This is a genomic window from Streptomyces sp. NBC_00663 (genome assembly GCF_036226885.1).
Classification (GTDB): Bacteria; Actinomycetota; Actinomycetes; order Streptomycetales; family Streptomycetaceae; genus Streptomyces.
In genome coordinates this window covers 3,171,337-3,193,292 of record NZ_CP109027.1, presented here as the reverse complement: position 1 = coordinate 3,193,292, position 21,956 = coordinate 3,171,337, and the positions used below count along the sequence as shown (strand labels likewise).

The window sequence follows — 21,956 nt, the reverse complement described above, 5'->3', positions numbered from 1 at the left end:
CAGTTGGAATGCTTCTTCGGCTATTACCGTTGTGGACGATACGTGGCCCGTCACGCAGCCCGACAGACGTGATCGCTCACAGCGAACGCGCCTGGGGGAACATTCAGGGGCTCACGTGCATTGAGTCGGCATAGCTCAACTTGAGTGCCGAAGGGGAGATCATGGCTTCGACGTCCACACCGCTCACTCTGCCTGTGCTGCCGCTCGACGACGAGGTCGTGCTGCCCGGAATGGTGGTCCCGCTCGATCTGAACGACGCCGATGTGCGTGCCGCGGTGGAGGCCGCCCAGGCCGCCGCCCGTTCCGAGCCCGGGAAGCCCAAGGTCCTGCTGGTGCCGCGGATCGACGGCACCTACGCGAGCACCGGTGTCCTCGGCACCGTCGAGCAGGTCGGCCGGCTCGCCGACGGCGACCCGGGCGCGCTCATCCGCGGTCGCGGGCGTGTGCAGATCGGCGCCGGGACCACCGGCCCGGGCGCGGCGCTGTGGGTCGAGGGCACGCGGATCGACGAGACGGTTCCCGAGCCGCAGCCCGGCCATGTCACCGAACTGGTCAAGGAGTACAAGGCCCTTGCCACCGCCTGGCTGCGCAAGCGCGGCGCCTGGCAGGTCGTGGACCGCGTCCAGGCCATCGACGACGTCTCCACGCTCGCCGACAACTCCGGCTACTCGCCCTTCCTGACCACCGAGCAGAAGGTCGAGCTGCTGGAGACCGCCGACCCGGTCGCCCGCCTCAAGCTCGCCACCCAGCAGCTGCGCGACCACCTTGCCGAGCAGGACGTCGCCGAGACCATCGCCAAGGACGTCCAGGAGGGCGTCGACAAGCAGCAGCGCGAGTTCCTGCTCCGCCGCCAGCTGGAAGCCGTACGCAAGGAACTGCGCGAGCTCAACGGCGACGCCAAGGACGCGGCCGAGGAGTCCGACGACTACCGCGCCCGGGTGGAGGCCGCCGACCTGCCCGAGAAGGTCCGCGAGGCGGCCCTCAAGGAGGTCGACAAGCTGGAGCGGTCCAGCGACCAGTCCCCGGAGGGCTCCTGGATCCGCACCTGGCTGGACACCGTCCTCGAACTCCCGTGGAACGAACGCACGCAGGACGCGTACGACATCCAGGGCGCCCAGGCCGTGCTCGACGCCGAGCACGCGGGCCTGGAGGACGTGAAGGAGCGGATCACCGAGTACCTGGCGGTGCGCAAGCGCCGCAATGACCGCGGGCTCGGTGTGGTCGGCGGGCGGCGCGGCGGTGCCGTACTGGCGCTCGTAGGGCCTCCCGGCGTCGGCAAGACGTCCCTGGGTGAGTCCGTCGCGCACGCCATGGGCCGCAAGTTCGTCCGTGTCGCCCTCGGCGGCGTCCGCGACGAGGCGGAGATCCGCGGCCACCGGCGGACCTACGTCGGCGCGCTGCCCGGCCGGATCGTGCGGGCCATCAAGGAGGCCGGGTCGATGAACCCGGTGGTCCTGCTGGACGAGATCGACAAGGTGGGCTCCGACTTCCGCGGCGACCCGGCCGCGGCGCTCCTCGAAGTCCTCGACCCGGCGCAGAACCACACCTTCCGCGACCACTACCTGGAGGTCGAACTCGACCTGAGCGACGTGGTGTTCCTGGCGACGGCGAACGTCCTGGAGGCCATCCCGGAGGCCCTGCTCGACCGTATGGAGCTGGTCCGCCTGGACGGCTACACCGAGGACGAGAAGGTCGTCATCGCCCGTGACCACCTGCTCCCGCGCCAGCTGGAGCGGGCCGGCCTCGACAAGGACGAGGTCACGCTGGAGGAGAGCGCGCTGCGCAAGCTCGCCGGCGAGTACACCCGCGAGGCGGGCGTCCGCACCCTGGAGCGGGCGATCGCGAGGCTGCTGCGGAAGGTCGCCGCCCAGCACGAACTCGGCGAGCGCAAGCTGCCGTTCACCGTGACGGACGGGGAGCTGCGCGACCTGATCGGCCGTCCGCACCACGTCCCCGAGTCCGCCCAGGACCCGGCCGAGCGCCGCACGGCGGTGCCGGGCGTGGCGACCGGCCTGGCGGTGACCGGAGCCGGCGGTGACGTCCTGTTCGTCGAGGCGTCCCTGGCCGACCCGGAGACGGGCGCGGCGGGGCTGACCCTCACCGGTCAGCTGGGCGACGTGATGAAGGAGAGCGCGCAGATCGCCCTGTCCTTCCTGCGCTCGCACGGCGCCGAACTCGAACTGCCGGTCGCCGACCTGAAGGACCGGGGCGTGCACATCCACTTCCCGGCGGGCGCGGTCCCGAAGGACGGGCCGAGCGCGGGCATCACGATGACGACGGCCCTGGCATCGCTGCTGAGCGGACGCCAGGTTCGCACGGACGTGGCGATGACCGGCGAGGTGTCCCTGACCGGCCGGGTCCTGCCCATCGGCGGTGTGAAGCAGAAGCTGCTGGCCGCGCACCGGGCGGGCGTCACGACCGTCATCATCCCGAAGCGCAACGAGGCCGACCTGGACGACGTCCCGTCGGAGGTGCTGGACAAGCTGGAGGTCCACCCGGTGACCGACGTCCGCCAGGTCCTGGAGCTGGCGCTGTCCCCGGCGACGGCCGGGGCGACGCCGGAGGTTCCGGTGGCGGCGTGACTTCCGGTCGCGGCGTGACGGACGCGACCGGATGAGATGAAGGCCCGGGTTCTCAAGAGAGAGGCCCGGGCCTTCACTGTGTTTCATCCGTTGGCGAGCGCCACGACCCTGTCGAGAGCCCCGTTGAACTTGTTGTGGTCGCCGACGGTCGGCCCGGAGGAGGTGTACTGCCAGATGGTCTGGTAGGCCCATCCGGCGGGCAGCGTCCCCACGGTGGACGCGTACCGCGCGATCCACAACGGGTTGGCGGTGGCGAACCCGCCGTAGTTCCCCGTGCACTCCGTCCACCAGGTGGTGGCGGTGTAGATGACGGCGTCACGGCCGGTCCGCGCCTTGTACCGGTTCAGGAAGTCGCGGATCCACGTCACCATCGCGCTCTGCGTCTTGCCGTAGCAGGAGGCGCCGTACGGGTTCCACTCGATGTCGAGCGCGCCGGGCAGCGTCCTGCCGTCCTGGGACCAGCCGCCGCCGTGGTCGACGAAGTAGTCGGCCTGGGTGGCGCCGCCGGTCGTGTCCGGGGTGGCGAAGTGGTAGGAGCCGCGGACCATGCCGACGCTGTAGGAGCCGTTGTACTGCTGGGCGAAGTAAGGGTTCGTGTAGTACGTCCCTTCGGTCGCCTTCGCGTAAGCCCACTTCACCCCGCTGCTCCACAGCGTGGACCAGGCGACGTTGCCCTGATGGCTGGAGACGTCCACGCCCTCGGTCTGAGCGGCACGAGTGTCGCGCGGGGTGCCGTTCTGGCCGTCGTGGGCGAGGACGCCGATGCCCATGTAGGCGGAGCCGCGGGCGGGGGTGTCGGCGGCGGAAGCGGTGGTGGGGAGGGAGACGGCGGCGAGGAGGGTCGCGACGAGGGCGGTGAGGAACAGGCGGACCGGTCTGGGTCTGAGTCTGGGTCTGCGCACGGGCATGCGTGCCTCCGGAGGCTCGGTGGGGGGACGTGCCGGAACTGAACTGGGGGTGTGGGGGGTGTTCTCGTGTACGTCCTGGCGTGGTCATGCCAGCGAGTGCCTGGTAAAGAAGCTACGCACGTAGAAGAGCGCGGGGGAAGAGGGGCTGGGGGCTGCCGTTGGTCTTGACCTGCGAAATACTGACCGAGCTGCGGCGATGACGGCATTTGGCGGAAACTTTCACGACCCGGAAACCGAGGCAGGGACTGACGTGCACGAAGACGCGAACGGCGGCGGAAGCGGAGCCGGCTCCGCCCTGCCCGGGAGTGGTGTGGACCAGCCCGAGTTCCTGGCACTGGAACGGGAGTTGACCGTCCTGCTCCGGCGCGCCCGCGCCAACCAGGGCGAGATGGCCCGCGAGGTCCACCCGGACCTGGAGTCCTCCGCGTACGGCCTCCTGGTCCGCCTCGACGAGCACGGCCGCCAACGGGCCACGGAACTCGCCGCGTACATCGGCGTGGGCAAGGCGACGATGTCCCGCCAGCTCCGGGCCCTCGAAGACCTCGGCCTCGTCACCCGCGCACCCGATCCGGCGGACGGGCGGGCGTGGCTGGTCGAGTTGACGGAGGAGGGGCGGTCACGGGTGGGGCGGGTACGGGACGCTCGGCGGGCTCGGTATGCGGGGCGGCTGGCGGACTGGGACCCGCGGGAGGTCTCGGAACTGGCCCGGCTGCTGAACCAACTGAACCTGGGCATGGAGAAATAGGCGGCCGGCCGGCGGTACATCGCACCTCGTAGGGGGAATTGGGCCGTTACGAGTGCCGGTGCCCTGGTGGCGCCCTAGCCGGGGCCGAGCGGTACGACGTCTTCTTCTCCTACGCACACGGCGACGGGGAGTGGCCCGTCGCGCTCGCGGAGAATCTTCAGCGGCTCGGGTTGAGGGTCTGGTTCGACCGTTGGGAGATGGTCGGCGGGCAGTTGGTGCCCATGCGGTTGCAGGAGGGGCTGGCGAGCTCCGCCGCGGTGGTGGCCGTGGTGACCCCCATCCACCGCACAGGCACCGGAACCCGCCGTCGAGGACGCGGCGGCCGAGGCCAGGGCAGGGCTGGCCCGGGAGCTGCTGGGTCGAGGAGTGCCGAGCGTGCTGGCCATGACCGAGGCGGTCACCGACCCCTACGCCACCGAACTGGCGGCCTGCGTTGGACTGGTCCATCCCCACGCTCTTCCTGGCCGGTCCGCCGAAAGGGATGCAGAGATCATCATGTCGGCCACTCTTCCGAGCGCTGACCCCCCAGAGCCCGACACTGCCCCCACCCCCTGACTCACCACTCCACAAACACCACCGAAGCATCGTCATGCCGCTTGCTCCGCCCCAGAAACGCCCGCTCCACATCCGCCTCCTCCAACTCCCGCACCCGCCCCACCAACGCCGCGGCCCCCTCCTTCCGTACGAACGTGAAGCAGTCCCCCCAACCCCCCTCCCGGAACTTCTCCACCCACCGAGTCGCTCCGTCCGTCATCGCGGCCAACGCCCGCACCGACGACCGCGGCAGCAGCCCCGTCACCGCAAGCCCCGCCACCGAGGGATCCGCGGCCGCGGTGAAGAAGCCGCCCTCCTTGTTGCGGAGGTGCGCGTCGATGAAGGCGTCGCTCGTCAAAGACGTCCGCGGCAGCAGGGCCAGGCGGTCGTCCGCCAGGGCCGTCACCGCCCCGTCCGGCGCCTCCACCAGCAGGACCGAGTCCGACAGGACCAGGTACTCCAGCGACGCGGCCGACCATCGCGCCACCACCACCGTGGCCTGAGGTGTGCGTGGGTGAGAAAGGTCACACGTGTGCGCATGGGAATCGGCGGTACGTGCAATCGCGAGGCTCAGTGCCTCGCTCAGCGGCACATCCGGGAGGGAAACGGTCAGTTCGGTCAGTGCGCCGCCCAGACGTGAGACGAACCAGGGGACGGAATGCAGACAGCCGGTGGGGCCCTTCGGCGGTGTCACGCCGTCGAGGAGCACCAGCGCCCCGCCCCCGCCGGACGCCGGAAGGCTCACGCTCGCGAAGTCCTCGTTGGGGCGGGTCGGATCGCCGGGCTCCGAGACGAGTTCAGTACGCATCCAGCCAGTCTGCACGAGCCCTTCACAGCGTTCACGAAAGGCTGGCATCGGTTGCCGAATCGGTGCAGGCGCGCAGGTCAGGCGTCTGATTTGGGGTGGAATGCTTCACTCCGGCCGCGCGTGGCGGCAGATCATGCCATCGTGCGCCCGGGACGTCCAACCGGCCCGCCGCACAAGGCCCCTGACTGTGCCACGGGAACTTGCTCCCCAACTCCCCTCCGGGGTTCACTCCTTCGAGTGGCGGGTCGGGTGATGCCCGACCACTGCCCACTGGCGCTGGGAGGGTCGGGAACCGTACCGGGAGTACCCGTCAGTTGACGGAGCGTCACCCGGGCCCATGGGTACACGAGTCAGGAATGCGAGCACCGGTGCAGAAGACGCGGCCTCGTCGTACGAGCAAGCAGACGGCCTCCGCCGACACCACCTCCGCCACCGCCCCTGACGGGGCCGTCGTGGGCAAGGGCCGTCCCACCCACGTACGCAACCGGCTCATCGTCGCCGTCGCCGTCGTGGCCGCCGCCATCGCCGGGGCCGGAGCCCCCTCCGTGCTCGCCGCCTCCCAGGACCTCAGCGACTCCCAGGACCTGGTGACCCTCGCCGAGCAGACCCAGGACGCCCTCGCCCTCGCCCACGCGCTCGCCGACGAGCGGGACGAGGTCACCTCCTACGTCGCCGCCGGGCGCCCCCGGTCCAAGGCGCCGTCAGAGCAGCGCAGCGCCCGCGTCGACCGGCAGGTCGAGGAAATGCGCGCCGACACCGACACCCCGGCCGACCTCCGTGCCGACCTCGACGGGATCGCCGCCCTGCGCAGAGCGGTGCTCACCGGCAAGAGCACCGCTCTCGAAGTGCACGCCTCCTACTCCGCCACCATCACCGAGCTGCACCGCCTCGCCGAGCAACTGGCCGAGCAGCTGCCGCCCCGCGCCGGCTCCGGCGCGTACTCCCTCGCCGAGCTGGACTCCGCCGTCCAGCAGGCCGCCGCCACCCGCGGCCTGCTCCTGGCCGCCCTCAGCGTGCCCAGCAGCACCCAGACGGTCACCGACCCCATCACCGGGATCGCCTCCACCGTCACCACCACCTCCGACGCCGACGCCAAGCAGCGCGCCGCCCTCACCGCCGCCGCCCAGCAGGCCCGACTGCGCTCCGACGCCGCGCTCGCCGACTTCCACGAGACCGCGCCCAAGGACACCGCCGCCCGGTACGACTCCACCGTCACCGGCCCCGAGGTCAACTCCGCCGAGAAGTACCTGGCCTCCCTCACCGACCAGCCCACCCTCTCCGACCGCGAGTTCGCCACCAGCGCCAAGAAGCTCGACGCCGCCCTCTCCGCTCGCGTCGAGCTGATGCGCGGCGTGGAGTCCGCGCTCTACCACCAGCGCACCGAGGACCTCGCCCAGCTCCGCGACGACGACGTCACCGCCTGGGAGATCCGCATCGCGGTCCTGGGCGCCCTCATGCTGCTCACCGTCGGCATCGCCACCGCCATGGCCCGTACGCTCACCCGCCCGCTGGCGGTCCTGCGGCTGGGCACCGCGCGGCTGGCCACGGCGGCGGACCCGGCCACCGCGGAACCCGTCAAGTTCACCGGCCGCAACGACGAGTTCGCCCAGGTCGTCCGCTCCGTCAACGCCCTGCACGCGCATGTCGCCGGCGTCCAGGGGCGGATCACCACCCTTGAGGCCGACCGCAAGCACCTCGTCGCCCAGCGTCAGAAGATGGCCGACGCCCGCGAGGAACTGCGCGCCGAACTCGCCGAGTCCGCAGCTCAGTTGACCCGCCTGCGCGAAAGCATCGGCGGCACCTTCGTCAACCTCGCACTGCGCACGCTCGGTCTGGTCGAGCGCCAACTCGCCGTCATCGAGGGCCTGGAGGAGCGCGAGCAGGACCCCGACCGCCTCGCGACCCTCTTCAAGCTCGACCACTTCGCCACCGTCATGCGCCGCCACAGCGAGAACCTCCTGGTCCTCGCCGGCACGGAACACGTCCAGCAGCACGCGGGCCCGGTCCCGCTGGTGGACGTCGTCCGGGCCGCGGTCAGCGAGATCGAGCGCTACGAGCGGGTCCGCATCGCCGCGCTCCCGCCCCACGCGCACGTCGCGGGCTTCGCCGCCGACGACCTCTCCCACCTCCTCGCGGAGTTGATGGAGAACGCCACGTCCTTCTCCCCGCCGGACATGCCCGTCGAGGTCTCCGGCTGGCTGCTGGAGAGCGGCGAGGTCATGCTCTCCGTCCAGGACGAGGGCATCGGCATGACCGAGGACCGCCTGACGAGCCTCAACTCCCGCCTCGCCGAGTTCGACCCGGACTCCCCGTACGACCAGGAGGGCGAGGAGGGTCTCGGCCTCGGCCTCTACGTCGTCGCCCGCCTGGCCCACCGCCACGGCGTCCGCGTCCGGCTGCGCGAGCAGAAGCAGGGCGGTATCGCGGCGGTGGTGGTCCTGCCGAAGCCGCTGCTGGCGGCGGCACCGGCGGCAGCGGTCCCGTCCGCGACCTCCGCGACCTCCCCGCTGTCGGCCACGACCCACTCCTTCTCCCTCCCGGGCGCCGACGCGGAGGCCAACTCCAATGTCCTGCCGGGCCGTTCGGTGGGTGCGGGCGACCCGCTGGTGGAGCTGGCGGAGAAGACCGTACGGAAGTCGGAGTCCGCGTCGGAGACGACGATGGAACTCCTGGCCCCGGTACCGGCCCCCACCGACGAGCGCCCGGCGAAGACCGACGAACAACCCGCGGCCGCCGACGGCGAATCCGCCCCGCAGGGGCCACCCGCACCCGACGACGAAAGCAGTACGGGTGGTACGGGTGGGAACAACTCCGTCGAAGGCGAAGCCGAGACGGAACACGACCGCGCCGACGACGAACAACTCACCGCAAAGGGCCTCCCCAAGCGCACCCCGAAGATCACGGCACCATCAGATCAACCGCCCCGCCAGCGCACGGCATCCGTGGACGCCGACGCCCTCCGCCGTAGGCTCGGTGGCTTCCGCCGGGGGGCGGAGGCGGGCTACCGCGACGTGGAAGCAGAGATCGCCGAACAGACGGGGCAGACGAGGACGCCCGCACATTCCGAAGAAGCCACGGGGGGCACTCCCGAGGAGGCAAGCAGTTGACCGCGCCCAGTACCTTCGGACTGAGCAGTGAAGCCCGCAACCTGCACTGGCTGCTGACGAACCTGGTCGAGGAGGTGCCGGGCATCCAGTCAGTAGCGGTGGTCTCATCGGACGGCCTGCTCCTGCTCTCCTCCGACCCCGGCCGAAACGACGAGGCCCGCACCCCCACCCCCGGGCCCAAGGGCCCGCGCGGATCGTCGGCCGACCTCGCCACCATCGTCTCCGGCATCGGCAGCCTCACCATCGGCGCCGCCAAGCTCATGGAGTCCGGCCCGGTGAAGCACACGATGGTCGCGATGGACGAGGGCAGCCTGTTCGTGATGTCGATCAGCGACGGCTCGCTGCTCGGTGTGCACGGCTCCGCCGACTGCGACATGAGCGTCGTGGCGTACCACATGGCCCTGTTCGTGGGCCGCGCCGGCCATGTCCTGACCCCCGAACTCCGCAGCGAGCTCCGAAAATCCCTGGAGAGCGAGACCCAGTCGGCAGGGAGTCCCCGATGACCGATCGTCCCCACCTCCCCGTCCGCGGCGGCGACCGCAAGCCCGCCCGCGTCCGCCCCTACTCGCTCACCGGCGGCCGTACCCGCTTCGGCCACGTCCTCCTCGTGGAGACGTTCGTGGCGAGCACCAACGCGCTCGAGGCCGCCGAGGAGCGCAAGGAACTGATGAATGGTTCCCTCAACACCCGGGTCATGCCGGAGCTGCGGGCCATCGTCGAACTCTGCCGCCGGATGCGCACGGTGGCCGAGATCGCCGCGCTGCTGAAGATGCCGCTCGGTGTGGTCCGGGTGTTGCTCAGCGACCTCGCGGACCAGGGAAAGATCCGTGTGTACGGCACCGGCACCGGTCACGGCACCGGCCGTCCGGACCGCGCTCTGCTCGAAAGGGTGCTGAATGGACTCCGTCGTCTTTGAGAACGCCGGCGCGGACACCGGCGTGGGTGCGGACACCGGCGTCGGCGCGGCCACTGGCCACGGCGCGGACACTGGCTACGGCGCGGACACCGGCTTCGGCGCGGACACCGCCTTCGGCGTGGACACCGACGAGGACCTGAAGTCCTGGCAGACGGACCGCACCCGGGCCCCGGTCGCGACGAAGATCGTGGTCGCCGGTGGCTTCGGCGTCGGCAAGACCACCCTCGTCACCGCCGTCTCCGAGATCACGCCTTTGCAGACCGAGGCGCTGATGACCGAGGCGAGCGAGGAGACCGACGATCTCAGCGCCACGCCCGGCAAGCTGACGACCACCGTGGCCATGGACTTCGGCCGCCTCACGCTCGACGACGACCTGGTGCTCTACCTGTTCGGCACGCCGGGCCAGCAGCGGTTCTGGTTCATGTGGGACGACCTGGTGCGCGGTGCGATCGGCGCGGTCGTCATGGCCGACACCCGGCGCCTGAAGGACTGCTTCCCGGCGCTGGACTACTTCGAGAGCTGCGGGCTGCCGTACGTCGTCGCGGTCAACCACTTCGACGGCAGCGAGCTCTTCGAACCGGAGGACGTGCGGGAGGCGTTGACGATCCCGGCGCACATACCTGTAATGATCATGGACGCGCGCCGCCGGATCTCGGTGATCGAGACCCTTCTCTCCCTGGTCGGCCACGCCCTGGACGAAACCCCCGAGTAGCACCCCGAGTAGGAGAACTGCCCCGTATGCGGAAGATACTCGTCGTAGGAGCCGGCCAGTCCGGACTCCAGCTCGCCCTCGGACTCCAGTCGCACGGGTACGAGGTCACCCTGATGTCGAACCGGACGGCGGACGAGATCCGCTCCGGGCGCGTCATGTCGACGCAGTGCATGTTCCACACGGCATTGCAGCACGAGCGCGATCTCCAGCTGAACTTCTGGGAGTCCCAGGCCCCGAAGATCGAAGGACTCGGCGTCTCGGTCGCGGCCCCCGGGTCGTGGGGCGAGGGCCCGGCCGCCCGTGCCATCGACTGGGTGGGCCGGCTCGACGGGTACGCGCAGTCGGTCGACCAGCGGGTGAAGATGGCCGGCTGGATGGAGACCTTCGCCCAGCGCGGCGGCCAGCTCGTCATCCACGGCGCGGCGGTCTCCGACCTCGACTACTTCTCCCGTACGTACGACCTGGTGCTGGTCTCGGCGGGCAAGGGCGAGCTGGTCTCGATGTTCGCCCGGGACCCGGAGCGTTCCCCCTACAGCGAGCCGCAGCGCGCCCTCGCCGTCTCCTACGTCCACGGCCTCGGCCCGCGCCCCGAGCACCCGGAGTTCGACGCGGTCCGCTGCAACCTCGTCCCCGGCGTCGGCGAGCTGTTCATCATGCCGACGCTCACCACCTCGGGCCGCGCCGACATCCTCTTCTGGGAGGGCATACCCGGCGGCCCGCTCGACGTCTTCAACGGCGTCAAGGACCCGGCGCAGCACCTCTCCCTGACCCTGGAACTCATGGAGCGGTACACGCCCTGGGAGTACGCGCGGGCCACGAACGTCGAACTCACCGACGCGGGCGGCACCTTGGCGGGCCGCTACGCCCCGACGGTCCGCAACCCGATCGGCCGCCTCCCCGGCGGCGGACTCGTCCTCGGTGTCGCGGACGTCGTCGTCGCCAACGACCCGATCACGGGACAGGGCTCCAACTCGGCCTCCAAGTGCGCGGCTTCCTACCTCGCCTCGATCCTGGAGCGCGGGGAGAAGGAGTTCGACGAGGAGTGGATGCAGGGCACGTTCGACCGCTACTGGGACACCGCCCAGCACGTCACCAAGTGGACGAACGCGATGCTGGCCCCGCCGCCGGAGCACATCCTCAACCTCATCGGCGCGGCGGGCCAGTTGCAGCCCGCCGCCGACCGCTTCGCCAACGCCTTCAACGACCCGTCCGACTTCGAGAACTTCTTCTACGAGCCGGAGAAGACGGCGGCCTACCTCGCGTCCCTGTCCTCCTGACCCTTGTCCGGACGCACGGCACCGAGAATCGGGTGGGAAGCGAGAGGCGAGACCTTGACCTTCTCACCCGTCCTCGGGGCCTGCACGACCTGCCCGCCGCCCAGATACATGGCCACGTGGGTCGCCTTGGGGAAGTAGATCACCAGGTCGCCGGGCCGCAGTTCGCGCAGCGGAATCCGCGGCAGCCGGGCCCACTGCTCCTGACTGGTGCGGGGGATGGGCCTGCCCGCATGCTCCCAGGCCTGCGACGTCAGCCCTGAACAGTCGTACGCCTCGGGCCCCTCGGCCCCCCACTCGTACGGCTTCCCGAGTTGCTGCACGGCGTACCGCACGGCCCGGTCGGCAGCCCGCGAGGGCTCGCCCTCGCCGCTGCCCAGGGCGCCCGAGGTGACAAGGTCCTCCTGCGCCGCCGCGACATCGGTCCGCTCCAACTCGGCGACGGCGCCGAGCTGTTCCTCCGTCAGGGAGGCGAGCAGCTCCTCGACGTCGTCCAGCTTCCTCCGTACCGCGTCCCGGTCCTTCTTCTGCCGTACGGCGAGGGTGAGTTGACCGTCGAGCGCCGCGCGGGCCTTCCGGGCCAGCCCGTCGGCCTTCTTCTCGCTCCCCGTCAGCCGGCCCACCGTCTCGGCCCGCTCCCGCGCCAACTGCCCGATCACATGGCCCTGATCGAGCGCGTGCTGCGGATCACGGGCCAGGAGCAGGCGTACGTACGGCGAGATGTCGGTGCTGTTCTGGTACTGCTGCCGGGCGAGACGGCCCGCGGCGCCCCGGCTGTCGTGGAGCGAGAGCCGGGCCCGCGCCAGCCGGCCGTCGAGCCGGCGCACCTCCGCCCGCTGATCCTTCAGCTTCTCCGCGGTGGCGTTGTACGTCTCGGTCGCCTCCTCGGCCTCCTGGTACAGCCGCTGAAGATCCGTCAGCAGCTCGGAGACGCTCCGCTCGCCGGGCGCCGACGGCTCCGGTACGGCCGCCGCGGGCAAGGGCGCGAGGACGGTGCCGGCCGCCACCGCCGCCGTGCACACCAGACGCAGAAGCCTTCCTGACACGTCATCACCTCCGGTGCGGAGCAGCCCCTCTGCTCCGCACCGCGAGCATGGGACGGCAGCCCCGCCCGCGCGCGCCGGGTGTACGCGGTTCGGCGCAACGAGGTCACCCGTCGGTGTCGTCCGGCTTGCCGCCCGGCGTGGCGTCGGGCTTGGACCACGGCCACTTCGGCCGGCTCGGCTTCCCCTCGGGGTCGTACGCGTACTTCCACCCCTTCTGAAGCCCCAGCCTGCTGTGCCCGCGCGGTACCCGGCGGTAGATCAGCAGGGTGGGCGGACCGCCGTCCGGGTCCGGGACCGGGATGCGGTACTGCTTGGGCGGGTGCCCGGTCGGGCCGAGGAGGACCGGAAGGACACGGCCGTCCATGGGTCCGCCCTCGAAGGGGGTGTCTTCGCTCTTCACGGCACCAGTGTCAGCCATCCGCCCCGAGGGCCTGCACCAGCGCGTCGGTCTGCGGGTCGCGCCGCGCGGTCACCGACAGCACGGCGACGAACTGCTCCACCAGCCAGTCCCGCAACTCCTCGACCGGCGGTTCCTTGTCGTCGTCCAGCCAGATCAGCGAAGCCGCCTCCACGGCCGTGATCCACATCCGTACGGTCATCCGCAGCGGCCGGCTGGGCTCGGTGACCCCGAGATGGCTGAGGATGTGCTGGGCGGCGGCCCGCCGTACGCCGTCCACGATGGCCGTCGTACGGGATGTCTCGACGACACTCCCGCCTTGGAGCAGCGCGCTGAAACCGGCGTCGTGCTGATCGACGAAGGCGAGGTAGCGGTCGAGGGCCCGGGAGAGGCGGTCGAGCAGCGGACCTTCGTGAGGCTCGTCGAAGCACTGCTGGAGCTCCTCGGCGGCGGACCGCAGGGCAGCCTCGTAGAGCTGCTGCTTGCCGCCCGGGAAGTACCGGTACACGAGGGGGCGGGAGACTCCGGCCGCCTCGGCCACGTCGTCGAGGGAGACGTCCTCGGGCACACGGTGCGCGAAGAGACCGAGGGCGGCCTCAAGGAGCTGACTGCGTCGCTCCTCGACACTCAGACGACGGTAGGCGGGCGCGGCAGGGGTCATGGGTGCAGCGTAGTCGTGCGTCCGCGGGTGCGTCGTGGCTGGTCGCGCAGTTCCCCGCGCCCCTTTGGGGCGCGACCAGCCCCCACCGGACCCGCAGCCAACACACTCAGGCCAGCAACCCCGACGACCTCCACAGCCGCCGCCCCACCCCCCGCAGCACCCCGATGTCATCCAGGAAGTCCGTCAGCTTCTTCGCCCCGGTCTGCATGACCTCCCGCCGGTGCCCACTCGCCTTCACCTGGGCCAGCGCCTCCCGCCGGTCCAGCCCCACGTTCGTGTAGACCTCGGGATTCACGAACGCCACCGAGAACACCCGCGCGAACTCCCCGGACGTCACCCGCGTGAACTCCTGCGACCAGCGAGGCGCGGTCACCATCTGCCGCCGCAGCTCCTCGCGGGCGTACCGGACATGGCGCGCCTCCTCCACGACATGGATCCGCGTGACCCCCCGGATCAGCGGCTGCACCCGCTCGTCCGGGAACGTCAGCCGCTGCATCCAGTCGAGGACCTCCTCACCGAGCAGCGTGGCGGTGAAGGACCCCGGCGTCGTCGAGATGGTCTTGAACAGCCGGCCCAGCTGCTGGTGCGCCCGGCTCACCGGGTACCACGGAGTGTCCCCGTGCGAGATCAGCCGCGCGAACATCTTCGAGTGCCGGCACTCGTCCTCGATCTCGGTCAGCGCGTAGCGCACATGCGCGCTCGTGGCGGCCTTGTCGTAGATGTGCCGCACGAGCAGCTGCATGAGGATGAGCTCGAACCAGATCCCGAGCGAGGCCAGCGCGGCGGCCTCGTGCTGGGAGAGCAGGATCCGCTGCTCCTCGCTCATCCGCTTCCACAGCGGGGTGTCGTACAGCGACACCAGCTCGGGCGGCCAGAACCACTTGCCCTCCTCGAAGGGCGCGTCCCAGTCGAGTTCCTTGTCGGGGTCGAAGGAGTGCTTGGCGGAGGAGTCGAGCAGCCGCTCGGCCACCTGCTCCCGGTCCTTGAGCAGGCCGAGCGCATCGCGCAGCCCCGCGAGCGCATCGGCTTCCGTGAGCGTCGTCATGAGGTTATGAGACTGCTTGTCAGCAAGCTCGTCAATCCCTTGCGCACGACTTGTTGACCGCCGGTCTACAAAGGGGCAGCCTACGGAACATGCCGACTTTCGACCTGTACGCCACAGATCCGGGAGACCCCCACTGGCAGGTGCCGGCGACCGGCGCGGCGCGCTTCAGCTGGGAGGCCATGTTTGTCGGCCAAAAGGAGGGCTCTGGTCGCGACCGCCTCCTTGCCCTCTACCAGAAGGGCAAGGACAAGCAGTGGGACGGGCAGAAGCGCATCGACTGGGAGCTGGAGGTCGATCCCGCCGACCCCCTCGGCACCCCCGACGAGTCCATGTCCCTCTACGGCACCAAGCACTGGGCGAAGCTCACCGAGAAGGACAAGGGCGAGCTGCGACAGCATTACGCCTCCTGGCAGTTCAGCCAGTTCCTGCACGGTGAGCAGGGAGCCATGGTCTGTGCCGCGCGGATCGTCGAGTCCGTCCCCGACCTCGACGCGAAGTTCTACTCGGCGACCCAGGTGATGGACGAGGCCCGGCACGCGGAGATCTACGGCCGGTTCCTGCACGAGAAGATCGGGATGCTGTACCCGATCAACGACAACCTCCAGTCCCTGCTCGGCGACACGCTCCGGGACAGCCGCTGGGACATGCCCTACCTCGGTATGCAGGTCCTCATCGAGGGCCTCGCGCTCGCCGCCTTCGGCATGATCCGCGACACCACCGACAAGCCGCTGCCGAAACAGATCCTCGCGTACGTCATGCAGGACGAGGCGCGGCATGTGGCCTTCGGGCGCATGGCGCTGCGCGACTACTACAGGCAACTGTCCGACGCCGAACTCCGCGAGCGCGAGGAATTCGTCATCGAGGGCTGCTGGTTGATGCGCGACCGCCTGCGGGGCGTCGAGGTCCTGGAGAACTTCGGCATCCCCACCGCCGAGGCCGAGGAGTACAGCGAACAGTCCGAGTTCCTCGCCCTCTTCCGCCAGTTGCTGTTCTCCCGGATCGTCCCGTGCGTCAAGGACATCGGCCTGTGGGGCAAACGGCTCCAGCAGGCGTACGTCGACATGGGCGTCTTCGGGATGGGCGACTCGAACCTCGACCTGCTGATGGCGCAGGACGAGGAGATCGCCGAGAAACTGGACGCGGAGCGGTTCGCGGCGGAGGAGCATGACCGGGCCGCCGAAGTGCGGGACACGATCGACCAGGGGACTCCGTGAACCCCGCGACTCCGGGTCGGGCCGATCCGAACGACGCGGCCTAGACCCCGCAGCCCAGCCCCTCCGGCACCGCGAGCGACACCGGCTCCGCCCCCTGCGCGGGGAAGGACGTCCGGAGCGTGAAGGCGTACGGTGTGGGCCCGTTGGCGCGCAGATGCAGCAGGCGGGACTCGGCCTCGGCGACCGTCGGGCGGTGGCCGGCCGGTACCCACCACAGGGCCGTCATCGCCTCCGCCACCTTCTCGAACCACTCGCGCCGCCGGGAGAGCAGCTCACGGTGCTGTCCCTGGTACATGAAGGCCGTGAGGGCGTTGGGGTCCCGCCACACCGTGAGGTTGATGATCAGCCAGTCGTCGCCGAAGACCTTGATGTCGGTCGCGTCGCCGCCCTCGGACTGTAGACGCCAGACATAGCCGTCGGCGGCCTCCGCAGAGGCGTTGACCGGGTCCAGCGCATCGACGAAGTCCTTCAACTCCGGTGAGTCCAGCGGGAACTTGAGGCGGGAGATGTTGACCTGGGCGAGTTCGTACGCGGCGGCGGAAGTCATGTACCGAACGGTAGGTCGGGGCCCCGGCCGACGGTACCCCCGTCTCAGGACGTGAGCACCGCCTCCATCACCGCCCGCGCGATCGGCGCCGCGTCCCCGCCCCCGCTGATCTCCCCCCGATCCGCCTCCGCGTCCTCCACCACCACGGCGACCGCGACCTTCGGCTCCAGATCACGCTCGCCCTGCGCCCAGGAGATGAACCAGGCGTACGGCGTACCCGAGTTGTCGACGCCGTGCTGCGCGGTACCGGTCTTGCCGCCCACGGTCGCCCCGGGGATCGCCGCGTTCGTGCCGGTGCCCTCGGTCACCACCTCCTCCATCAGCTCCTTCAACCGCACCGCGGTCGCCGGATGCATGGCCTGGCGCACCGGACGCGAACCCGCCGTCGCCACCGTCGTCCCGCCCGACCGCGTCGTCCGCTCCACGAGATACGGCGAGCGGATCTGCCCGCCGTTCGCGACGGCCGCCGACACCATCGCCATCTGCAACGGCGTCGCCCGTGTGTTGTACTGCCCGATCGACGACAGCGCGAGCTGCGCCTTGTCCACGGACACGTCGAAGGTCGACTCGGCGACGGAGTACGGGATCCCGAGCCCGGTGTCGTTGAAACCGAACTGCGCCGCCGTCGCCGCCATGTCGGCCACGCCCACCCGGACGCCGAGCCGTGCGAACACCGTGTTGCAGGACCACATGAACGCGGCCCGGATCGGCGCGTCCTCACACCCCGTGGCCTCGTTGGTGAGCGAGGTCGTGGTGCCCGGCAGGGTGTACGGGTCGGGGGAGTCGGTCGCCTCGTCGACGTCCGTCACCACCCCCGCGTCCAGCGCGGCGGCCAGGGTGACCACCTTGAAGGTCGACCCCGGCGGATAGGTCTGCCGTACCGCCCGGTTGAGCATCGGCTTGTCCGGGTCCGCGTTCAGCCGCGCCCAGGACCGCTCCACCGCCGCGTCGTTCCCCGACAGCACCTGGGGGTCGTACGAGGGACTCGTCACCAGCGCCAGGATGCGTCCGCTCGACGGTTCCACGGCGGCCACCGCGCCCTTCCGCCCGGCGAGTCCCTCGTAAGCGGCCCGCTGTGCGGCCTGGTTGATGGTCGTGACGACGTTGCCGCCCGGGTTCTGGCGCCGGGTCAGGTCGTTCCACAGCGGGAACGCCGACAGCATCGGGTCGGTGCCGGAGAGGAGGCCGTCCTCGGCGTGCTCCAGGAAGGTCGTGCCGTAGATCTGCGAGGCGAAGCCGGTCACCGGCGCGTACAACGGGCCCTTCGGGTACGTCCGTTCATAGCGCAGCCGCCCGTCCGTGTCCTTCGAGCCGGTGACCGCGGTGTCGTCGACCAGGATGTCGCCGCGCGGCTGGCGGTAACGGGCGATCTCGGTACGGCGGTTGGCCGCGTTGTCGTCGTAGGACTGGGCCTGGAAGACCTGGACGCGGGTGGCGTTGACGAGGAGCGCCACCAGCAGCAGGGCGCAGAAGCAGGCGGCGTGGCGGATGTAGCGCGTCATCCGGATGTTCCGTGTCACGCGGCGGCCTTTCCGTCGTACTGGCTGCGGGCCGAGTCGCTGACCCGGATCAGCAGGGCGACGATCGCCCAGTTGGTGACCACCGACGAGCCGCCCTGCGCCAGGAACGGCATCGCCATGCCGGTGAGCGGGATCAGCCCGGTCACCCCGCCCGCGATGACGAACACCTGCAACGCCACGATCGACGCGAGCCCGACCGCGAGCAGCCGCCCGAAGGGGTCACGCAGGGCGAGGCCCGCCCGGTAGCCGCGCTCCACGAGCAGCGCGTAGAGCAGGAAGATCGCCGAGAGGCCAGCGAGGCCCAGTTCCTCGCCGGCCGTCGCCAGGATGAAGTCCGACTTGGTGGCGAAGCCGATGAGGGTGGAGTGGCCGAGTCCGAGCCCGGTGCCCATCGTCCCGCCGGCGGCGAAGGCGAACAGCGACTGCGACAGCTGGTTGGGGCCCTGACCGGCCTCGATGGTGGCGAACGGATGCAGCCAGTCCTGCACCCTGCTGTGCACATGCGGTTCGAGCCAGCCGACGGCGACCGCCCCCAGCGAGGCCAGCAGCAGCCCCACCGCGATCCAGCCGGTGCGCCCCGTGGCGACGTACAGCAGCACCACGAACAGTCCGAAGAACAGCAGCGAGGTCCCGAGGTCCCGCTCCAGGACCAGCACCACCACGCTCAGCAGCCAGATCGCCATGATCGGCCCGAGCACCCGCCCGGTCGGCAGCTGGAGCCGCCAGACGCGGCGGCCGGCAAAGGCGAGCGCGTTGCGGTTGGCGGCGAGGTAGGCGGCGAAGAACACCGCGAGGAGCACCTTCGCGAACTCGCCCGGCTGGATGGAGAATCCGGCGATCCGGATCCAGATCCGGGCCCCGTTCACGGCGGGGAAGGCGATCGGGAGGACCAGCAGCACGAGCGCGGCGGCGACGCACACGTACGCGTACCGCTGGAGCACCCGGTGGTCCCGCAGGAACAGCACGGTCAGGATGAACAGCGCCACTCCGACCGTGGACCACACGAGTTGGGTGGGCGCCGCCCGGTCGTCCGGGGTCTCCAGGTCGAGCCGGTAGATGAGGACCAGGCCGAGGCCGTTGAGCAGCACGCCGATCGGCAGGAGCAGCGGATCGGCGTACGGCGCCCGGTAGCGCACCACGAGATGCGCGACGAGCGCGAGCACGCCGAGCCCGGCGCCGTAACCGGCGGCGCCGGGCGGGACGGTGCCGTGTCGGGCGAGGCCGACCGCGCAGTAGCCGTACACGGAGAGCAGTACGGCGACGACGAGGAGGGCGAGTTCGATGCCACGGCGCCGGGGGAGGCGTACAGCGGGAGCGGGGGGATCCGCTTGAGCCACGGTGGTTCCGGCCTTGGTCATGTCCGGAACTTACCCAAATAGGGCGTGATGTCTTACCTGTTTGCCCGTGGTGTCAGCACCAGCGTGGTGCCGCCCCGATGTTGTCGATGTACCGCGCGGCGCCCCAGGCCCAGGTGCCGTCCGTGAGGAGGTACCAGAGCGGGTTGCCCTGGATGGTCTGCCCGGGCGTCTTGCAGAAGATCGACACGACCTCGCCCCGGTAGGCGGTCCGGATGATCTGCGACCCGCGGTTCGGCGCGCTGCGCAGATTCAGCGTGCTCGCCGTGACGACGCCCCGGTACAGGCGCGGGTTCTCGTGCTGCTGGTGGTTCCCCCAGTCGCCGCGCTCACCGTCCCAGTCGTCGTTCGCGACGGCGGGCACGGCGGCAGCGGCGGCGATCAGGGCGCCGGCGACGAGAGATATGGAGAGACGGGAGCGCAGGGACATGGCGGAACCTCCACGAAGGGGGCGAACTTGACTAATCGCCACATTAGGAGGGCTGTACGGGCCGCACCTTTTGAGCTGGGCCATAAGGGAACGCCCTGAAGGGGCGCGGGCGACTGCGCGACCAGCCACACTCGGCCCTCAGCCCGCGAACGACCGCAACTCCAATGTCGCGACCGCCCCACCGTCCACCGCATTGGAGAACGAGAGCCGCGCCCCCAACACCTCAGCCTGCCCGGCCGCGATGGTCAGCCCCAGCCCGTGCCCCTTGGCCCCGCCCTCCGTCCGGAACCGCTGCGGCCCATGCTCGACCAGATACTCCGGATACCCGTCCCCGTGATCCCGAACGGTCACCATCGCCCCGTCGACCGTCAGTGACACCGGCGTCCGCCCATGCCGATGCGCGTTGGCCACCAGGTTCCCCAACACCCGCTCAAGGCGCCGCCGATCCGTCTCGACGACGACACTCCGCACGACCCTGACCTCGGTGTCGGTCCCCGACGCCCGCACCACCCGCTCCGCCAGCGCCCCCAGCGGCACCGCGTCAAGATCCAGCCGCTCCCGCCCGGTGTCGAGGCGCGAGATCTCCAGCAGATCCTCCGTCAGCGTCCTGAGCGCGGCGACCCGGTCCCGCACCAGCTCCGTCGGCCGCCCCGGCGGCAGCAGCTCCGCCGCCGCGTGCAGCCCGGTCAGCGGCGTCCGCAACTCGTGCGCCACGTCGGCCGTGAACCGCTGCTCGCTCAGCAGCTTGCCCTGAAGCGAGGCCGCCATGGAGTCCAGCGCGGCGGCGACCGCGGCGACCTCGTCCTGAGGCCGCGACGGATCCTTCGTGCGCGGGTCCTCGACGCGGGCGTCCAGGTCACCGCCGCTGATCCGCCGGGCCACCCGCGCGGTGGCGTGCAGCCGCCGGGTCACCCGGGTCACCGCGAACGCGCCGACCAGCAGCGTCGCCCCGATGGCGAGGGCCGAGGACCACAGGATCGCCCGGTCGAGGGCGTTGATCGTACGGGCCTGCTGGGAGTAGTCGACGACGACGGCCAGGGCCCGGTCACCGTCGGCGGGACCGGCCGCCCACATCGTGGGGCGCCCCTCGTGGTCGGCGACCATCGTGCCCCGGTCGCCCGCCACCGCCAGGGCCCGCAGCGACGCGGGCAGCCCGGGCGGGTCGACGCCCGCGCCCGGCAGCAGCGTGTCCCCGGCCTCGTACGCCGAGGTCGCGTCCGCCAGCCGGGACAGCGCCAGGTCACGGGCCTGCCCCACGGTCTGGTTGGTCACCGAGACATGCACCAGGATGCCGAGCAGCGCGGCCAGCGCACAGCACATGACGGTGATGAAGACGAGGGCCTTCAGGGCGAGCGTGCCGGTCCACCGCGGCAGCGCGAGCCTCATCAGGGGCTCGCCGAAGCGGAGGGGGACGGCGACCGGCGCTTGCCGATGTGCAGCATCTCGTCATGGGTGAGCAGCATGACGTGCTGGTCCGGGTCCCAGGTCCACTGGAACCGGTACTCGTAGTCCGCGAGGTCGGACGGCGCGTGGATGATCACGGAGTGCCCGGCCAGCTCGACCTCGCTCACCGCGTCGTCGTTGCTCATCACCTGGACCAGCCGGCCGCCCTGGACGGTGTAGACGCGTACGGCGGTCTGGTTGCCCGGCAGCAGCCGGAAGCCCAGCGTCAGATCCGCGTGTCCGTCGCCGGTGAGGTCGCGGTAGTACGCCTTGAGGACGGGGCACCGGCTGTCCGCCGGTGTCTCGCCGCAGTACGCCATCCGGCGGGTCGTCTCCCGGTAGGTCGCCTTGGTGCCGGAGTAGGCGTCCGGGTGCTGGAGGATCTCCGCCTTCACCACGGCCACCGGGTCCACCTCGCGGACGTCGTCACCGGGCACGGCGACGCCCTTCATCACCTCGGCCTCGCCGTCGTCGTAGTTCCAGGCGGGGCTGGCCGCCGGGGTCAGCTGCGGCCAGAGCTTGGCCGGGCTGGTCGCGGTCGGGGTGGAGCCCGCGCCCTGGAGGCCGCCCGCGTCACCGCAGCCCGCGGCGGTGGCCAGCAGCAGGGCGGTGGCGAGGGCGGTACGGACGGGGCGTGGCACTGTGCTCCAGGGGCGGGCGGTCGGGGCGGTCGGGGCCGGACCAGGCGGGGGACGACTACCGGCCCGTACAC

At 70.8% G+C, this 21,956-nt stretch carries 21 protein-coding genes; 9 read left to right on the top strand and 12 right to left on the bottom strand.

The annotated features are described in order from the left end of the window. Nucleotides 1-161: 161 nt before the first annotated feature. On the top strand, nt 162-2,582 hold the full coding sequence (gene lon / locus OG866_RS14305) for an endopeptidase La (RefSeq protein WP_329334791.1): 2,421 nt from the start codon (nt 162-164) through the stop codon (nt 2,580-2,582). A gap of 83 nt (nt 2,583-2,665) precedes the next feature. On the opposite strand, the gene OG866_RS14300 is transcribed toward lon, so the two are convergent. Beyond that, entirely contained in the window at nt 2,666-3,490 is an 825-nt protein-coding gene (locus OG866_RS14300; RefSeq protein WP_329334790.1) for a lysozyme, read from the bottom strand. Between the two features lie 250 nt (nt 3,491-3,740). Here OG866_RS14300 and OG866_RS14295 point away from each other — a divergent pair, with 250 nt between their 5' ends. Continuing rightward, the gene (locus OG866_RS14295; protein WP_329334788.1) at nt 3,741-4,235 is read left to right on the top strand and encodes a MarR family winged helix-turn-helix transcriptional regulator; all 495 of its coding nucleotides are present in this window, start codon (nt 3,741-3,743) and stop codon (nt 4,233-4,235) included. 38 nt (nt 4,236-4,273) lie between these two features. Beyond that, nucleotides 4,274-4,756: a toll/interleukin-1 receptor domain-containing protein gene (locus tag OG866_RS45235; protein ID WP_443063525.1), complete on the top strand. Its 483-nt coding sequence runs from the start codon at nt 4,274-4,276 to the stop codon at nt 4,754-4,756. Nucleotides 4,757-4,791: 35 nt separating this feature from the next. On the opposite strand, the gene OG866_RS14285 is transcribed toward OG866_RS45235, so the two are convergent. Next, nucleotides 4,792-5,577, bottom strand: a complete 786-nt coding sequence (locus OG866_RS14285) for a hypothetical protein (RefSeq protein WP_329334784.1) — start codon at nt 5,575-5,577, stop codon at nt 4,792-4,794. A gap of 368 nt (nt 5,578-5,945) precedes the next feature. Between OG866_RS14285 and OG866_RS14280 the strand changes: the two genes are divergently transcribed. Genes OG866_RS14280 through OG866_RS14260 form a run of 5 tightly spaced genes read left to right on the top strand, consistent with a single transcriptional unit; the run spans nt 5,946 to nt 11,589 of the window. Further along, a complete protein-coding gene (locus OG866_RS14280) occupies nt 5,946-8,684 on the top strand; it encodes a sensor histidine kinase (protein ID WP_329334783.1) in 2,739 nt (912 codons plus the stop codon). Continuing rightward, complete coding sequence (locus OG866_RS14275; protein ID WP_329334781.1) at nt 8,681-9,187, top strand: roadblock/LC7 domain-containing protein; 507 nt, start codon at nt 8,681-8,683, stop codon at nt 9,185-9,187. The genes OG866_RS14280 and OG866_RS14275 overlap by 4 nt, the downstream gene beginning before the upstream one ends. Beyond that, the gene (locus tag OG866_RS14270) at nt 9,184-9,600 is read left to right on the top strand and encodes a DUF742 domain-containing protein (RefSeq protein WP_329334779.1); all 417 of its coding nucleotides are present in this window, start codon (nt 9,184-9,186) and stop codon (nt 9,598-9,600) included. Before OG866_RS14275 ends, OG866_RS14270 begins: the two co-directional genes overlap by 4 nt. After that, a complete protein-coding gene (locus OG866_RS14265; RefSeq protein WP_329334777.1) occupies nt 9,581-10,312 on the top strand; it encodes a GTP-binding protein in 732 nt (243 codons plus the stop codon). Before OG866_RS14270 ends, OG866_RS14265 begins: the two co-directional genes overlap by 20 nt. Nucleotides 10,313-10,338: 26 nt before the next feature. Beyond that, a complete protein-coding gene (locus OG866_RS14260; RefSeq protein ID WP_329334775.1) occupies nt 10,339-11,589 on the top strand; it encodes a styrene monooxygenase/indole monooxygenase family protein in 1,251 nt (416 codons plus the stop codon). Here the strand turns inward: OG866_RS14260 and OG866_RS14255 are convergent. The 4 genes from OG866_RS14255 to OG866_RS14240 form a co-directional block, all read right to left on the bottom strand. Continuing rightward, on the bottom strand, nt 11,565-12,632 hold the full coding sequence (locus tag OG866_RS14255; RefSeq protein WP_329334773.1) for a C40 family peptidase: 1,068 nt from the start codon (nt 12,630-12,632) through the stop codon (nt 11,565-11,567). The genes OG866_RS14260 and OG866_RS14255 overlap by 25 nt on opposite strands. Before the next feature lie 103 nt (nt 12,633-12,735). Continuing rightward, nucleotides 12,736-13,032 (bottom strand): hypothetical protein, encoded by a 297-nt coding sequence (locus OG866_RS14250; protein ID WP_329334771.1) that lies wholly within the window; start codon nt 13,030-13,032, stop codon nt 12,736-12,738. 10 nt (nt 13,033-13,042) lie between these two features. Then, nucleotides 13,043-13,690, bottom strand: coding sequence for a TetR/AcrR family transcriptional regulator (locus OG866_RS14245; RefSeq protein ID WP_329334769.1), 648 nt, complete (start codon nt 13,688-13,690; stop codon nt 13,043-13,045). Between the two features lie 106 nt (nt 13,691-13,796). Continuing rightward, nucleotides 13,797-14,735 carry an AurF N-oxygenase family protein gene (locus OG866_RS14240; RefSeq protein WP_329334768.1) on the bottom strand — a complete coding sequence of 313 codons (939 nt, stop codon included), beginning with the start codon at nt 14,733-14,735 and terminating at the stop codon, nt 13,797-13,799. An 89-nt stretch (nt 14,736-14,824) separates the two neighbouring features. Between OG866_RS14240 and OG866_RS14235 the strand changes: the two genes are divergently transcribed. Next, nucleotides 14,825-15,949, top strand: a complete 1,125-nt coding sequence (locus OG866_RS14235) for a ferritin-like domain-containing protein (protein WP_329334766.1) — start codon at nt 14,825-14,827, stop codon at nt 15,947-15,949. 40 nt (nt 15,950-15,989) lie between these two features. Here OG866_RS14235 and OG866_RS14230 read toward each other — a convergent pair whose 3' ends face one another. The 6 genes from OG866_RS14230 to OG866_RS14205 form a co-directional block, all read right to left on the bottom strand. Further along, entirely contained in the window at nt 15,990-16,496 is a 507-nt protein-coding gene (locus OG866_RS14230) for a DUF3291 domain-containing protein (protein WP_329334764.1), read from the bottom strand. A gap of 44 nt (nt 16,497-16,540) precedes the next feature. Then, on the bottom strand, nt 16,541-17,998 hold the full coding sequence (locus OG866_RS14225; protein ID WP_329334762.1) for a penicillin-binding transpeptidase domain-containing protein: 1,458 nt from the start codon (nt 17,996-17,998) through the stop codon (nt 16,541-16,543). A 14-nt stretch (nt 17,999-18,012) separates the two neighbouring features. Continuing rightward, nucleotides 18,013-19,374: an FtsW/RodA/SpoVE family cell cycle protein gene (locus OG866_RS14220; protein WP_329334760.1), complete on the bottom strand. Its 1,362-nt coding sequence runs from the start codon at nt 19,372-19,374 to the stop codon at nt 18,013-18,015. Nucleotides 19,375-19,426: 52 nt separating this feature from the next. Next, complete coding sequence (locus tag OG866_RS14215) at nt 19,427-19,801, bottom strand: SH3 domain-containing protein (protein ID WP_329334759.1); 375 nt, start codon at nt 19,799-19,801, stop codon at nt 19,427-19,429. 138 nt (nt 19,802-19,939) lie between these two features. Beyond that, a complete protein-coding gene (locus OG866_RS14210) occupies nt 19,940-21,187 on the bottom strand; it encodes a HAMP domain-containing sensor histidine kinase (protein WP_329334758.1) in 1,248 nt (415 codons plus the stop codon). Then, the gene (locus tag OG866_RS14205; protein WP_329334757.1) at nt 21,187-21,885 is read right to left on the bottom strand and encodes a hypothetical protein; all 699 of its coding nucleotides are present in this window, start codon (nt 21,883-21,885) and stop codon (nt 21,187-21,189) included. The genes OG866_RS14210 and OG866_RS14205 overlap by 1 nt, the downstream gene beginning before the upstream one ends. Nucleotides 21,886-21,956 lie beyond the last annotated feature (71 nt).

Bases quoted from the DNA above. Each gene is read 5' to 3' on its own strand.
- lon (WP_329334791.1), top strand. From the start codon at position 162: ATGGCTTCGACGTCCACACCGCTCACTCTGCCTGTGCTGCCGCTCGAC.
- OG866_RS14300 (WP_329334790.1), bottom strand. From the start codon at position 3,490: ATGCCCGTGCGCAGACCCAGACTCAGACCCAGACCGGTCCGCCTGTTC.
- OG866_RS14285 (WP_329334784.1), bottom strand. From the start codon at position 5,577: ATGCGTACTGAACTCGTCTCGGAGCCCGGCGATCCGACCCGCCCCAAC.
- OG866_RS14270 (WP_329334779.1), top strand. From the start codon at position 9,184: ATGACCGATCGTCCCCACCTCCCCGTCCGCGGCGGCGACCGCAAGCCC.
- OG866_RS14265 (WP_329334777.1), top strand. From the start codon at position 9,581: ATGGACTCCGTCGTCTTTGAGAACGCCGGCGCGGACACCGGCGTGGGT.
- OG866_RS14260 (WP_329334775.1), top strand. From the start codon at position 10,339: ATGCGGAAGATACTCGTCGTAGGAGCCGGCCAGTCCGGACTCCAGCTC.
- OG866_RS14245 (WP_329334769.1), bottom strand. From the start codon at position 13,690: ATGACCCCTGCCGCGCCCGCCTACCGTCGTCTGAGTGTCGAGGAGCGA.
- OG866_RS14240 (WP_329334768.1), bottom strand. From the start codon at position 14,735: ATGACGACGCTCACGGAAGCCGATGCGCTCGCGGGGCTGCGCGATGCG.
- OG866_RS14235 (WP_329334766.1), top strand. From the start codon at position 14,825: ATGCCGACTTTCGACCTGTACGCCACAGATCCGGGAGACCCCCACTGG.
- OG866_RS14230 (WP_329334764.1), bottom strand. From the start codon at position 16,496: ATGACTTCCGCCGCCGCGTACGAACTCGCCCAGGTCAACATCTCCCGC.
- OG866_RS14225 (WP_329334762.1), bottom strand. From the start codon at position 17,998: ATGACGCGCTACATCCGCCACGCCGCCTGCTTCTGCGCCCTGCTGCTG.
- OG866_RS14220 (WP_329334760.1), bottom strand. From the start codon at position 19,374: ATGACCAAGGCCGGAACCACCGTGGCTCAAGCGGATCCCCCCGCTCCC.
- OG866_RS14215 (WP_329334759.1), bottom strand. From the start codon at position 19,801: ATGTCCCTGCGCTCCCGTCTCTCCATATCTCTCGTCGCCGGCGCCCTG.
- OG866_RS14210 (WP_329334758.1), bottom strand. From the start codon at position 21,187: ATGAGGCTCGCGCTGCCGCGGTGGACCGGCACGCTCGCCCTGAAGGCC.